This is a genomic window from Pseudomonas citronellolis (assembly GCF_029335315.1).
GTDB lineage: Bacteria > Pseudomonadota > Gammaproteobacteria > Pseudomonadales > Pseudomonadaceae > Pseudomonas > Pseudomonas citronellolis_A.
The window spans coordinates 27,839-41,433 of record NZ_JARJLT010000025.1; the positions used below are offsets into that span (position 1 = coordinate 27,839).

Annotated in this window: 11 protein-coding genes and 2 pseudogenes; 7 read left to right on the forward strand and 6 right to left on the reverse strand. The window is 66.0% G+C overall.

The window, feature by feature from the left end; translation table 11 throughout:
* Positions 1 to 3 precede the first annotated feature (3 nt).
* Both P3W75_RS31855 and P3W75_RS31860 read right to left on the reverse strand, forming a co-directional pair.
* The gene (locus P3W75_RS31855; RefSeq protein WP_430765326.1) at positions 4 to 864 is read right to left on the reverse strand and encodes a methyl-accepting chemotaxis protein; all 861 of its coding nucleotides are present in this window, start codon (positions 862 to 864) and stop codon (positions 4 to 6) included.
* Positions 862 to 1,980, reverse strand: a pseudogene (locus P3W75_RS31860) (Cache 3/Cache 2 fusion domain-containing protein); the annotation flags it as partial. The pseudogene P3W75_RS31860 and the gene P3W75_RS31855, both read right to left, overlap by 3 nt.
* Here P3W75_RS31860 and P3W75_RS01610 point away from each other — a divergent pair.
* The 4 genes and pseudogenes from P3W75_RS01610 to P3W75_RS01625 all read left to right on the forward strand — a co-directional run bounded on the left by P3W75_RS01610 (position 1,971) and on the right by P3W75_RS01625 (position 3,781).
* A complete protein-coding gene (locus P3W75_RS01610; RefSeq protein WP_276225620.1) occupies positions 1,971 to 2,408 on the forward strand; it encodes a TlpA family protein disulfide reductase in 438 nt (145 codons plus the stop codon). The pseudogene P3W75_RS31860 and the gene P3W75_RS01610 overlap by 10 nt on opposite strands.
* 127 nt (positions 2,409 to 2,535) lie before the next feature.
* Positions 2,536 to 2,730: pseudogene (locus P3W75_RS01615) on the forward strand (Com family DNA-binding transcriptional regulator); the annotation flags it as partial.
* A gap of 404 nt (positions 2,731 to 3,134) precedes the next feature.
* Positions 3,135 to 3,428 carry a hypothetical protein gene (locus P3W75_RS01620; RefSeq protein WP_276225621.1) on the forward strand — a complete coding sequence of 98 codons (294 nt, stop codon included), beginning with the start codon at positions 3,135 to 3,137 and terminating at the stop codon, positions 3,426 to 3,428.
* A 38-nt stretch (positions 3,429 to 3,466) separates the two neighbouring features.
* Entirely contained in the window at positions 3,467 to 3,781 is a 315-nt protein-coding gene (locus P3W75_RS01625; RefSeq protein ID WP_276225622.1) for a hypothetical protein, read from the forward strand.
* Between the two features lie 31 nt (positions 3,782 to 3,812).
* On the opposite strand, the gene P3W75_RS01630 is transcribed toward P3W75_RS01625, so the two are convergent.
* From P3W75_RS01630 to P3W75_RS01640, 3 genes are all read right to left on the reverse strand, one after another.
* Complete coding sequence (locus tag P3W75_RS01630) at positions 3,813 to 4,865, reverse strand: haloacid dehalogenase-like hydrolase (protein ID WP_430765325.1); 1,053 nt, start codon at positions 4,863 to 4,865, stop codon at positions 3,813 to 3,815.
* Between the two features lie 198 nt (positions 4,866 to 5,063).
* Positions 5,064 to 6,116, reverse strand: coding sequence for a haloacid dehalogenase-like hydrolase (locus P3W75_RS01635; protein WP_276225623.1), 1,053 nt, complete (start codon positions 6,114 to 6,116; stop codon positions 5,064 to 5,066).
* 191 nt (positions 6,117 to 6,307) lie between these two features.
* Complete coding sequence (locus P3W75_RS01640; RefSeq protein ID WP_276225624.1) at positions 6,308 to 7,228, reverse strand: LysR substrate-binding domain-containing protein; 921 nt, start codon at positions 7,226 to 7,228, stop codon at positions 6,308 to 6,310.
* Positions 7,229 to 7,371: 143 nt separating this feature from the next.
* Here P3W75_RS01640 and P3W75_RS01645 point away from each other — a divergent pair, with 143 nt between their 5' ends.
* The gene (locus tag P3W75_RS01645) at positions 7,372 to 8,769 is read left to right on the forward strand and encodes a NorM family multidrug efflux MATE transporter (RefSeq protein ID WP_276225625.1); all 1,398 of its coding nucleotides are present in this window, start codon (positions 7,372 to 7,374) and stop codon (positions 8,767 to 8,769) included.
* Here the strand turns inward: P3W75_RS01645 and P3W75_RS01650 are convergent.
* Positions 8,741 to 10,420 carry a putative bifunctional diguanylate cyclase/phosphodiesterase gene (locus tag P3W75_RS01650; RefSeq protein WP_276225626.1) on the reverse strand — a complete coding sequence of 560 codons (1,680 nt, stop codon included), beginning with the start codon at positions 10,418 to 10,420 and terminating at the stop codon, positions 8,741 to 8,743. The genes P3W75_RS01645 and P3W75_RS01650 overlap by 29 nt on opposite strands.
* Before the next feature lie 285 nt (positions 10,421 to 10,705).
* On the opposite strand from P3W75_RS01650, the gene rep reads away from it, so the two are divergent.
* Positions 10,706 to 12,715 carry a DNA helicase Rep gene (gene rep, locus P3W75_RS01655; protein WP_276225627.1) on the forward strand — a complete coding sequence of 670 codons (2,010 nt, stop codon included), beginning with the start codon at positions 10,706 to 10,708 and terminating at the stop codon, positions 12,713 to 12,715.
* 227 nt (positions 12,716 to 12,942) lie between these two features.
* Complete coding sequence (locus P3W75_RS01660; protein ID WP_276225628.1) at positions 12,943 to 13,515, forward strand: xanthine phosphoribosyltransferase; 573 nt, start codon at positions 12,943 to 12,945, stop codon at positions 13,513 to 13,515.
* The last annotated feature ends 80 nt before the right edge of the window (positions 13,516 to 13,595 follow it).

Genomic DNA, 13,595 nt, shown 5'->3' on the forward strand with positions numbered 1-13,595 from the left:
GTTTCAGCGGAAGCGCCCGACCTCCTGGCGCAGCCCCTCCGCCAGCCCGTCGAGTTCCTTCACGGTGCGCGCCAGCTCGCCGATCACCTGGCGCTGCTCGCCGTTCACCTGGGCCACGCCCTGCAGGTTGCCGCTGAGCATCGTCGCGGTGCGGCTCTGCTCGTGGGTAGCGGTGGTGATGACTGTGAACTGCTCGCCTGCCGCGCGGCTCTGCGCGGCGATCTCCGCCAGCGCGGCGGCGACTCGGCCGTTGAGTTCCAGGCCATGCTGCATCAGCTGGTTGCCCTGCTCGATGGTTTCGATGGCGCCGGCGGTTTCCTGCTGGATGGTGGCGATCATCGCCGAGATTTCCGTGGTCGCCTCGCGGGTCCGCGCCGCCAGGCTGCGCACCTCATCGGCCACCACGGCGAAGCCGCGGCCCTGCTCGCCGGCACGCGCCGCTTCGATGGCCGCGTTGAGCGCCAGCAGGTTGGTCTGTTCGGCGATGGAGGTGATGACCCCGACGATGCTGCCGATTTCCTGGGAGCGCGCGCCCAGGGTGTTGACTCGTCCGACCGTCTCGCCCAGGGCCGCGGCGATCTGCGCCAGCGCCGCCGTGGCCTCGTCCATGGCCTGCTGGCCGATGCCGGTCTGGCGCGTGTTCTCCGCCGCCGTGCGCTCGGTGCGGCGCATGTTGTCGGCGATGTCGGCCGCGGTGGCACTGAATTCCTCGACCGCGCCGGCCATGCTGTTGATCTCGCCGGACTGCTGCTCCATCCCGGCGAAGGCGCCGCCGGACAGGCCCGACAGGCTGCCCGAGCAGCGTCCGACCGCCGCCGCCGAGCCGCGCACGCCTTCGACCATGCGCGCCAGCGCCTCGCCCATCTGATTGAAGCCCTGGGCCAGCTCGCCGATCTCGTCATGGCTGGTAATCCGCAGGCGCGCGCTGAGGTCGCCCTCGCCGAGGGCCCGCGCCTGGCGCACCAGGTCGCCCAGCGGGCGCAGCTTGCGCCGCAGCAGCCAGGCCGCGGCGACCACCGCCAGGGCCATGGCGATCAGGCTGCCGATCGCCAACTGGCTGCCGACCCGCCAGGTCACCGCGCGGATTTCCCGCTGCGGCATGCTCGCCAGCACCGTCCAGGGTCCGCCGGCGAAGGGCGCGGCGACACTGTAGAAGTCCTCTGCGCCGTCGCTCCAGGTGGCCCCCCTGCCCGCCTGCGCGGCAAGGCCGGCGAGGGTCGCGGCGACGCGCTCGGGCTCCCGTGCGCCGGCCGGCGGCACCAGCCAGTGGCCCTGCTCGTCGAGCAGCGCCAGGGAGCCGCCGACGCCCAGGCGGAAGCGCGCGAGGTTGGCGAACTGGTTGCGCTGCGCGTCGGTGTAGTCGAAGCCGACGAACAGAACGGCGATCACCCGCCCGCTGGCATCGCGCACCGGGCTGTACTGGGTCATGTAGAAACGCTCGAACAGTGCCGCGCGGCCCAGGTAGCCCTCGCCGCGCAGCAGTTTCTGGTACGCCGGGTGCTGGTGGTCGAGCACGGTGCCGAGGGCGCGGCTGCCGTCCTGCTTGGTCAGCGAGGTGGTGATGCGCACGAAATCGTCGCCGTCACGGACGAATACCGTGGCCACCCCGGCGGTCAGCCGGCGGAATTCGTCGACCAGCGTGAAGTCGCCGTTGAGCCGTGTCGCGCCCAGGTACAGCGCCGGCGCGGTGCGCCCGGCCAGCGTCACGGGTTCGTCCACGCGCAGCTGCATGCCCCCGCTGAAGCTCTGCTCGAACAATCCGGCCAGGCGCCCAGTGCTTTCCCGCAGGTTGCCGTGGAAGGTCTCCAGCTGGTCGGCCAGCAGGCGCGCCTCGCTGGCCAGGTGCTCCTCGCGGATGCTCAGGGTAGCGCTGTCTAGCGAACGCAAGGCAAACAGCGTGCTGCCGCTGATGAGCAGGATCAGAAGGATGGCGAGTGCACCGGCGAGCTGCCAGGCGATGCGCGAACGGGATGGATTCATGGTGTTTTCTACGGCAACGGTCGAGCCCCACCGGCGAAGGCGAAAGCGCGCAAGGAATGGAGTGGGACGGGCGGAATACGCCCTGCTACCGCGCTATCGGCGAACGCCGGGAGTACTTGAGTCTTTTGGACGGATATGGCGGACGAACGGTATCGCGGCCTCCCGCCGGCCGGCGGGAGGTCTTCGGCTCGTTCGGCGTGCCAAGCACGCTCTTCTATTCCGCGGACGGCAAGCTGCGCCATAACCACATGGGGAAACTGTCGGCCGCCAGCCTGAAGTTTGAGTGGAGAAAACTGGAAGTTCTGCCCACTAATCTTCTTCAAAATCTATTGAAGTGGCTGAAGGAACTAAGCTCCATCGAACAGAAAGCCAATATCATCCAAATAAAAAATCAGAACAGTCAAAGCCTTGGTATTCCTGAAAAATAAGAGCAGAAATTTCCTACAGAGCCTCACGAGCAGCTCGAAACATCGAATAACAACTAGCGATCTATACAAAACTCCGGTGCGCCATCAGTGTTTCCTGAAACACATAAAGCATATGGACGTGCATGCAATGGAACATACCTACCCACTCAAAGAACAGCGTTGCGGCACCTGCGGAAAGCTGCTTGCCAAAACAGGTAACTATACGGCACTCCAGATAAAGTGCCCCCGCTGTGGAACCCTTAACCATCTGAAGACCGAGAGTCTCGAACATTCGCCAGCGAGCGAGTTACCGAGGGCCACAGAGCCCAAATTAACTAACCCTGGAGAAAATATCGTGAAACTCTCTGACGAAGAAATCCAAGACCTCATGAGCTTAGTGGGCAGTATTTGGACACCGGCAATTGCCCAAAACATAAATTACAACACCGAGGTGCTCGTCGTTATCAACACAGCACTTGATGAACTGTTCAAATGCTCAAAAATACTCTTGGACCTACTTTCCACGCTGGCTGATTCAGCCATAGGGGCGTTATTCAGCCTACCCTGGCTAATTGCCAAAAGCGCATCAATTGCAGCGACACTTGCACAGATACAAAACAATCTGCAGGTGCGCGCGTGCATAAACCGTATCGCCGCTGTCTACCGAACACCGTTGGAGCTAGCGTCTAACGGCATTTGAAAAAGGCTGTATAGAGGGCCGCGAGCCCCTGAAAAAAGGCAAGAAGAATGCTCAAAATCGGAGCTCCGCTACTGATACTGCTGCTCCTCGCCCTCGCCTTCTCCGGCGGAACGACGCTACCGGAAGAGCGGGTAAAGTCTTTCGTACTCGCGAACCTGAGCCACCCGGAAACGGCGGAGTTCCGTAACCTGAAAGGTGCCTGCGGCGAGGTCCGTTATCTGGATTACTTCAGGCAGGATTCCGGCTTCAAGCGCTTCGTCGCGACCAGTGGCAGCAACGTGGTCATTGAGGTGATCGCGCAAGATCGACAGTTCCGCCGCGCCTGGTCCCACTCGTGTTGAGAGGCAAGGCTCGCGGCCCCCGGCTGAACATCCCGGCATTGTTCATTCTCGTGGCGCTCTGCTCCCTGGCGCTGCTCTGGTTTGCATTCCGTGAGTCTCCACAGCAGAGGACAGAGCGCGTCGGGCGTGAAGGTTCGGTCCGAGCCCTGTTGCTGGCTCAGTTGCATGATGCCCGTGACATCGAGTTTCGCAACCTTCGCGGAACCTGTGGCGAAGTGCGTTATATAACCGCCCAAGGTGTACAGGTCGGCTTCAAGCGGTTCGTGGTCATGTCCGATACCCGCGCCTGGATCGAACAGGCCGATTCGCGCCTGCCCTTCAGCGTGGTCTGGCAGGGTGAATGCCTGCGCTGAAGGGCCAGCGCAGGCTGTAGCGGCGTCGTATCTACTGAATCTGCTCGGGCGTCACTATCACCCAGTTCTTGTCCGCGGTGACCGGCTGGCCCAGCTTGGCCTGGGCTTCGGCGTTGCGCTTGATCATGCCGTTGAGCTGGTCCATGTACTTGGCCTTGCGGTTTATCCACAGGTGGACGCCGTTCTCCGCGGTGCCGTTGAACAGCATGTAGCCATCGCTGCTGGGGGTGTCGCCGCCGACCAGGATCGGCTTCTTCCACTGGTCGATGTAGGTGAGGATGGCGGCCTGCTTGCCGGCCATCCAGGTCGCCGGGGTCCACAGGTAGGGGGTGACTTCCAGGGCGAGGTTGGCCTTGGGGTCGTAGTTGCCGGCGGCGATCTGCTTGCGCGCGGTGGTCAGTTCGCCGGTCTTGCGGTCCTTCAGCAGGGTGGTGACGCCGATGACGTTCTCCGGCTTCACGTTGTAGCCGTACTTGGGGTCGGCGGCGACCATGCGTACCAACTCTTCGTGGGCGGCGGTCATCACGTAGACCTCGATGCCGTTCTCCATCAGCTTGTTGTACAGCTCCTGCTGGCCGGTGAAGACCTTCGGCGGCTGGATCTCGACGGTCTTCACCGCGTCGCCTTCGTAGTAGGTGCTGGGGATCGGCTTGCCGTACGCCATCAGTTCGTCGACGTAGCCTTTCAGCTCTTTCAGGGTGAAGCCAGAGAACACCTGGGCGACCCAGGGGTAGCAGACCAGGTCGTCGACCTCGCAAAGGCGGTAGTAGTAGCTGTTCAGGCTTTCCTTGTGGCCGCCGATGTCCTTGAAGGGGATCAGCTTGAGCGACGGGTCGAGCTTCTCGCGGGTCAGCACGCCCTTCATTTCCAGGAACGGCAGCAGCGCCTCTTCCAGGTCGTAGCGGTAGCTGGTGTTGTCCATGTCGAAGACGGCGAAGGCGCCCTTGTTGGCGTTGGCCGCGATCAGCGCGTCCAGTTGCTTCGCGGCCGGCTCCGGCCAGTGCTTGAGTTCGGTGGCGGCGAAGGCGCTGCTGGCGAGGCCGCCGAGCAAAAGCGCGGCGAGCAGGGTGCGCATGGGTTTCATCTGGTTTCCCCCGGGGTGTCTGCTGGCGGAGGAACCCGACGCGGGCCCTCCCTGGACTAGTCCAGGAAACCCTAGCAAAGCCGTGTTGCAGTCCGGCGATGAGGGCGACCTCGGGCGTCGCCTGCGCGCCAGGACATGGCCGGGAGCGACAGGCCATGCCTGGGAGCGGCGCCCGCCGGGGGCGGGCACCGCGATCGCTCAGAGGATTTCCTCGGGCGTGACCACCACCCAGTTCTTGTCCGCGCTGACCGGCAGCTTCAGTTCGGCCTGGGCCCCAGCGTTCTGCTTGATCATGCCGTCGAGCTGGTCCATGTACTTGGCCTTGCGGTTCACCCACAGGTGCACGCCGTCTTCCGCCGTAGCGTGGAACAGCATGTGGCCGTCGTTGCTGGGCGAATCGCCGCCGACCAGGATCGGCTTCTTCCACGGGTCGATGTAGGTCTGGATAGCCGCCGTCTTGCCGGCCATCCAGGTACCCGGGGTCCACAGGTAGGCGGTGAACTCCAGGCCGCGATTGGCGTCGGGGTCGTACTTGCTCTCGCTGATCTGCCGGCGCGCGGTGGTCACCGCGCCGGTCTTGCGGTCCTTGAGCAGGGTGCTGACACCGATGACGTTCTCCGGCTTCACGTTGTAGCCGTACTGCGGATCGCTGGCGACCATGCGTACCAGCTCTTCATGGGACGCGGTGAGGATGTAGACCTCGATGCCGTTCTCCATCAGCCGCTGGAACAGTTCCTGCTGGCCACGGAACATCTGCGGCGGCTGCACCTCGACCTTGTGCAGGGTATCGCCCTCGTAATAGTCGCTCTTGATCGGCTTGCCACTGGCCATCATCGCGTCGAGGTGGCCCTTCACCTCGCCCAGGGTCAGGCCGGACAGCGCCTGCGCGGCCCAGGGGTAGCAGACCCGATGATCGAATTCGCAGAGTCGCGTGTAGTAGCTGTTGAGGCTCTCCCTGGTTTTCCCGGCGTCCTTGAAGGGGATCAGCTTCAGCGCCGGGTCGAGCTTTTCGCGGGTCAGCACGCCCTTGTTCTCCAGGTACGGCAGCAACGCCTCGGCGACGTCGTAGCGATAGCTGGTGTTGTCCATGTCGAAGACGGCGTAGGCGCCCTTGTTGGCGTTGGCCGCGATCAGCGCGTCCAGTTGCTTCGCGGCCGGCTCCGGCCAGTGCTTGAGTTCGGTGGCGGCCAGCGCGCCGTGGGCCAGGCCGCAGGACAGCAGGCCGGTGAACAGCAGGTTGCGGATTTTCATTGGGTCTCCCCCCAGGATTGAAATACGGGGAAAGCCGCGACGGCAGAGCGGGACGTTTCAGCGGGAGACCAATGCCGGGCGCTTTCCAGACATTCTTCTTCTGACTTCTGAGCCGGAACCTACCAAGGGCAGCGCCGCTCAAGAACGCGGTGCAGCGCCACATGCGCACTTTCACCACAGGCGGCCCGGGGTCACTCCAGGCGTTCGACCGCCGGCAGGCGCATCGCGCGCAATTCGGCCAGCAGGAACTCGCGCAGCCGGCGCAGGCGTTCCTGCTGGCGGCGCGCCTTCGGCCATACCAGGTAGTAGCTCTCGCCGCTGGCCACGGCGCTCGGCCAGGGCAGCGCCAGGCGCCCGGCGGCGGCGTCCTCGGCGACCATCACCAGGTCGCCGATGGACAGGCCGTAACCCCGGGTCGCCGCGACTATGCCCAGCTCCAGGGTATCGAAGACCTGGCCGCCCTTGAGCGAGACGCGCTCCTCCAGGCCCATGCGCTGCAGCCAGCGGCGCCAGTCGCGGCGGTCCGGCGTCGGGTGCAGCAGTTCGGCGCCGGCCAGGCGCTCGGCGTCCCAGGGGCCATCGTCGAGCGACTGCGGCGCGCCCACCGGGATCAGCCACTCGGGGAACAGCAGGCAGCTTTCCCATTCCTCGGGGAAATGCCCTTCGCTGAGCAGCACCGCGCAGTCGAAGGGTTCCTGGGCGAAGTTGACCTCGTCGACATCCATCCAGGCGCTGGTCAGTTGCACCTCGATGTCGCTGTTGGCCATGCGGAACGCGCTCAGTCGCGCCAGCAGCCAGCGCATGGTCAGGGTCGAGGGCGCCTTCAGGCGCAGCACGTCTTCCTCGCTGCGCAGGCTGGAGCAGGCGCGCTCCAGGGCGTCGAAGCCGTCGCGCAGGCCGGGCAGCAGCAACCGCGCCGGCTCGGTGAGGCGCAGCTGGCGGCCCTGGCGCTGGAACAGCTGGCAGTCGAAGTGCTCCTCCAGGGTACGCACGTGGCGGCTGACCGCGCTCTGGGTGATGGCCAGCTCCTCGGCGGCGCGGGTGAAGGATGCGTGGCGGGCGGCGGCCTCGAAGGCGCGCAGGGCGTAGAGCGGTGGCAGGCGACGGGTCATGGGCGGCGATCATGCATGAGTCTGACTCATGCATTGCATCGCTTTTTTCCTTTTGTGGGAAGGCCCGCACGCCCACCAGAATAAGCCCATCGACGAACCTCGAGCGCTCGCCCACGGCGCCCAGCCCAACCCAGACTCATTCCATGCCTACCCCGTACCGCACCGAACTGCAGGCCATCCTGCGTCTCGCCGGGCCGCTGATCGCCGCCCAGCTGGCCTACGTCGCCATGGTGTTCACCGACACTCTGATGATGGGCAAGCTCGGCCCCCAGGCGCTGGCCGCCGGCGGCCTGGGCGCCTCCACCTACGCCTTCGTCTCCACCGTGTGCAGCGGCGTGGTGGCCGCCACCGGCAACCTGGTGGCGATTCGTCATGGCGCGCGCGACGCCGCCGGCGCCAGCCGCGCCACCCAGGCCGGGCTGTGGATCGGCATGGTCCTGGCGCTGCTGGCCGGCGGCCTGCTGTGGAACCTGGAAGGTGTGCTGCTGAGGCTGGGCCAGGCGCCGGAAACGGTGCACGGCACCATGAGTTTCCTGCACAGCATCGTCTTCGCCCTGCCCGGTTACCTGGCGTTCATGGTGCTGCGCGGCTTCACCAGCGCCATCGAGCGGCCGGGCCCGGTGATGGCCATCAGCGCGCTCGGCGCACTGGTCAACCTGGCGCTGAACTACGCCTTCCTCGACGGCTGGTTCGGCCTGCCGCGCCTGGGCCTGGCCGGCATCGGCCTGGTCACCGCGCTGGTGATGAACGCGCTGCCGCTGGCGCTCGCCCTGTACCTGCGCTGGCACCCGGCCTACGCCGCCTACTCGTTGCGGCGGGGCCTGCGCCGGGTGCGGCGCGCCGACCTCGGCGAAACCCTGCGCCTGGGCCTGCCGATCGGCGGCACCTACGCGGTGGAGTCCGGCATGTTCGCCGTGGCCACCCTGTGCATGGGCGCCATCGGCAGCACCGCGCTGGCCGCGCACCAGATCGCCATCCAGTCGGTGTACCTGGCCTTCATGGTGCCGGTGGGGATTTCCTACGCGGTGACCTTCCGCATCGGCCAGCACTATGGCGCCGGCCGCCTGTTCGAGGCGCGCCGCGCCGGGCGCGTGGGAATCGGCTTCGGCGCGCTGTGCATGTTCGCCTTCGCCGCGCTGTTCTGGCTGGCGCCGCGCCAGGTCATCGGCCTGTTCCTCGACCTCGACGCACCGGCCAACCAGGCGGTGGTGCAACTGGCGGTGAGCCTGCTGGCGATCGCCGCCTGGTTCGAATTGTTCGACGGCCTGCAGAGCATCGCCATGGGCGCCATTCGCGGCCTCAAGGACGCCCGCACCACCTTCCTGGTCGGCCTGGCCGGCTACTGGCTGGCCGGCGTGCCGCTGGCCTGGCTGCTGGCCTTCCCCTTCGGCTGGGGCGCGCACGGCGTCTGGTGGGGCCTGGCGACGGGGCTGGCGTGCACCGCGCTGGGGCTGCTGCTGGCTTTCGAATGGCGCACCGGCCGGCTGCTGCGACCGGCGTCCGGGGCGGGCCTCAGTTGCCTACCGGGTCCTGCTGCCTGAGCGCGCGGCCGGCGCCGAACACCAGGAAACGCGCCAGCTCGGCCAGCGGCAGAGGCCGGCTGATCCAGTAGCCCTGCACCTGGTCGCAGCCGAACTGGCGCAGCTGCAGCTGGTGCTCGGCGCTTTCCACGCCCTCGGCGACCACTTCCAGGTTGAGGTTGTGCGCCAGGTTGATCATCGCCCGTACCAGCTGGCGGTTCTCGGCGCGCTCGGACATGCCGCCGACGAAGCTCTTGTCGATCTTCAGCAGGGTGATCGGCAGGCTGTTGAGGTGCACGAAGGAGGAGAAACCGGTGCCGAAGTCGTCCAGCGAGAAGCGCACACCGAGCCGGCCAAGGGTCTGCATGGTCTGCAGTACCTGGTCGCTGCGGCGCATCACGGCGGTTTCGGTGAGTTCGAACTCCAGCCAGCGCGCATCCACCCCGCGTTCGGCGATCAGCCGTTGCAGGGTCGGCAGCAGCTGGCTGTCCTGGAACTGGCGGAACGACAGGTTGATCGCCATGTGCAGCGGCGGCAGGCCGCGCCCGAGCAGCCACTGCATGTCGCGCAGGGCGCGGGAGATCACCCAGTAGCCGAGCGGCACGATCAACCCGCTCTCCTCGGCCAGCGGCACGAAGTCGCCGGGGGTGAGCAGGCCGCGTTCGGGGTGGCGCCAGCGCACCAGGGCCTCGAGGCCGACGATGGCGCCGCTGGCCAGGTCCAGGCGCGGCTGGTAGTGCAGCTCCAGCTCGTCGCGGCGCAGGGCGCGGCGCAGCTCGCTTTCCAGGTCGGCCAGGCTGCGCGCGCCACGGTTGATGCGTTCGTCGAACAGGTGGAAGGTGCAGCCCTGGCGGATTTTCGCGTGCTGCATGGCGATGTGCGCGTGCCACATCAGCGCGTCGGCGCTGTCGCCGCTGCGGGCGTGGGCGACACCCAGGCTGCAACCCAGCAGCAGGCTTTCGCCTTCGACCCAGTAGGGCTCGCCGAGTACCTCGACCATGCGCTCGGCCAGGCGCTCGGCGCGACGCGGGTCGCGGCGGGTATCCAGGAGCAGGGCGAATTCGTCGCTGCCCAGCCGCGCCAGTCGGTCGCCGTGCTCCAGTTGCGCCTTCAGGCGCGCCACCACTTGCAGGATCAGGCGGTCGCCGGCCTGGTGGCCGAGGGCGTCGTTGACGTGGCGGAAGTTGTCGAGGTCGAGGTGGCCGAGGGCCAGGCCGCGGCCCTGGAATTCGCTGAGCTGGGCCGCCAGCAGGGTCTGGAAGCCCTGGCGGTTGGCGATGCCGGTCAGCGGGTCCTGCTCGGCCAGGCGCTGCAGGGTGGCCTCCAGGCCGCTGCGTTCGCGGGCGTAGCGCAGGGCGCGGCGCAGCACTTCGCTGCTCAGCTGCTGCGGCACGAGCCAGTCGGTGACGCCGGCGGGGGCTTCCGTGGGTTCCTTGTCCAGCAGCAGGATCAGCGGCAGGTGGCAGCTGTCGCGCGACGGCAGCATGCGCGGGGTGGCCAGCACCAGGCCGACCTGGTCCTCGTCGAACAGGCTGCAGGCGGATTCCCAGGACGGCGCGGTGATCAGGGAATAGGCGTTGCCCAGTGCGACGAGATGCTCGCGCAGCAGCTGGGCCCACTGCGGCGTTTCCGCCAGCAGGAGCAGGCGCGTGGACTCGACCGACGCAGCCAAGCGACCCCCATACAAAGGCAAGGAGACGACCCGCCGCCATCCCTGCGCCGGTCATCCGAATGGTGTTCCATCGCCCGACCGTGGTCGCTTGCCGGGGTGGAGCCGAGGAAACTCTTCAGAGTTTTCTTCAAGTATTGCTGCCACAAGCCTAATACAAGTATGAATTTATCCAAAACAATGAAGCTCGACGGCGTCACAGAACACCGCTTTTCCGCTCGCCGCCACAGCCCCCGGGCGGCCTGTTAGAATGGCCGTCCGCTTCGCCATTGAATCCCTTCCCGAATCATGTCCCGACTCAATCCCCGGCAGCAGGAAGCCGTGAACTACGTCGGCGGCCCCTTGCTGGTGCTGGCCGGCGCCGGCTCCGGCAAGACCAGCGTGATCACCCGCAAGATCGCCTACCTCGTCCAGCAGTGCGGCATCCGCGCGCAATACATCGTCGCGGTGACCTTCACCAACAAGGCCGCGCGCGAGATGAAAGAGCGCGTAAGCACCCTGTTACGTCCGGGCGAAGGCAAGGGCCTGACCGTCTCCACCTTCCACAACCTGGGCCTGAACATCATCCGCAAGGAATACGCCGCCCTGGGCTACAAGCCCGGCTTCTCGATCTTCGACGAGAGCGACGTGAAGGCGCTGATGACGGACATCATGCAGAAGGAGTACTCCGGCGACGACGGCCTGGACGAGATCAAGGGCCTGATCGGCAGCTGGAAGAACGACCTGATCCTGCCCGAAGAGGCCCTGGAGCAGGCGCGCAACCCCAAGGAAAAGACCGCCGCGATGGTCTACCTGCACTACCAGCGCACCCTGCGCGCGTACAACGCGGTGGACTTCGACGACCTCATCCTGCAGCCGGTGAAGCTGTTCCAGAACCACCCGGACATCCTCGAGAAGTGGCGCAACCGCGTGCGCTACATGCTGGTGGACGAATACCAGGACACCAACGCCAGCCAGTACCTGCTGGTGAAGCTGCTGGTGCAGCAGCGCGCGCACTTCACCGTGGTGGGCGACGACGACCAGTCGATCTACGCCTGGCGCGGCGCGCGCCCGGAAAACCTGATGCAGCTGAAAGAGGACTTCCCGTCGCTGAAGGTGGTGATGCTGGAGCAGAACTACCGCTCCACCAGCCGCATCCTCAAATGCGCCAACATCCTCATCGCCAACAACCCCCACGTGTTCGAGAAGCAGCTGTGGAGCGAGATGGGCGAAGGCGACCCGATCCGGGTGATCCGCTGCCGCAACGAGGAAGCCGAGGCCGAGCGGGTGGCGATGGAGATCCTCACCATCCACCTGAAGACCGAGCGCCCCTATAGCGAATTCGCCATCCTCTACCGGGGCAACTACCAGGCCAAGCTGATCGAGCTGAAGCTGCAGCACCACCAGATTCCCTACCGGCTCTCCGGCGGCACCAGCTTCTTCGGTCGCCAGGAAGTGAAGGACCTGATGTCCTACTTCCGCCTGCTGGTGAACCCGGACGACGACAACGCCTTCCTCCGGGTGATCAACGTGCCGCGCCGCGAGATCGGCTCGGCGACCCTGGAGAAACTCGGCAACTACGCCACCGAACGCGGCTGCTCGATGTTCGTCGCCGCCGGCGAGCTGGGCCTGTCCGAGCACCTGGACGCCCGCTACGTCGAGCGCCTGGCGCGCTTCAAGCGCTTCATCGACAAGGTCCGCGAGCAGTGCGCCGGCTCCGACCCGATCGGCGCGCTGCGCAGCATGGTGATGGACATCGACTACGAGAACTGGCTGCGGCAGAACGCGTCCAGCGACAAGGTCGCCGACTTCCGCATGGGCAACGTGTGGTTCCTCATCGAGGCACTGAAGAACACCCTGGAGCGCGACGAAGAAGGCGACATGACCATCGAGCAGGCCATCGCCAAGCTGGTCCTGCGCGACATGCTCGAACGCCAGCAGGAAGAAGAGGAAGGCGCCGACGGCGTGCAGATGATGACCCTGCACGCCTCCAAGGGCCTGGAGTTCCCCTACGTGTTCATCCTCGGCGTGGAGGAGGAAATCCTCCCGCACCGCTCCAGCATCGAGGCCGACACCATCGAGGAAGAGCGGCGCCTGGCCTACGTCGGCATCACCCGCGCCAAACGCAACCTGGCGATGACCTTCGCCGCCAAGCGCAAGCAGTACGGCGAGATCATCGACTGCTCGCCGAGCCGCTTCCTCGACGAACTGCCACCGGAAGACCTGGTCTGGGAAGGCCAGGAGGACGCGCCGGCGGAAGTGAAGGCGGCCAAGGGCAACGCCGCGCTGGCGGACATCCGCGCGCTGCTCAAGCGCTGAGCCCGAGCGCTTTCGTAGGAGCGGATTCATCCGCGATGGCGCCGGCATGGCCGGCCCACGGTATCGCGGACAGAGTCCGCTCCTACAAAAGCATGCCATGGCGATGGCTCTGGAAGCTGTCCATTCGATCAGCTTCTTCTTTTGTCGGAAGGTCGCGCAGGCCGGCGCTTCCGAGGTACAATTGCGCGCTTCATCAGCGGCCCCAGCTCCGCCAGGAAGCCCCCAAATTGAACACCCTCAAAGACAAGATTCGCAGCGAAGGCATTGTCCTCTCGGACCAGGTCCTCAAGGTAGACGCCTTCCTCAACCACCAGATCGACCCGCTGCTGATGAAGCAGATCGGCCATGAATTCGCCGAGCGCTTCAAGAACCAGGGCATCACCAAGATCGTCACCATCGAGGCCTCGGGCATCGCCCCGGCGGTGATGGCCGGCCTGGAGCTGGGCATTCCGGTGATCTTCGCCCGCAAGTTCCAGTCGCTGACGCTGAAGAACGACCTGCTGATCTCCAAGGTGTTCTCCTTCACCAAGCAGACCGAAAGCACCATCGCCATCTCGGCGCGGCACCTGACCGCCGCCGACCACGTGCTGGTGATCGACGACTTCCTCGCCAACGGCCACGCCGCCAAGGCGCTGATCGACCTGATCCAGCAAGCCGGGGCGAGCATCGCCGGCCTGGGCATCGTCATCGAGAAGTCCTTCCAGGACGGCCGCAAGCTGCTGGAAAGCGAAGGCTACCGGGTCGAGTCCCTGGCGCGGGTGAAATCCCTGGCCAGCGGCGAGGTCGAGTTCCTCGACTGATCCAGGCTGCGCGGTAAAAAAGGCGGGCGCCCGGCAAGGGTTCCCGCCTTTTTCGTGCCTGCTGCCGGAACGGCCGGCTC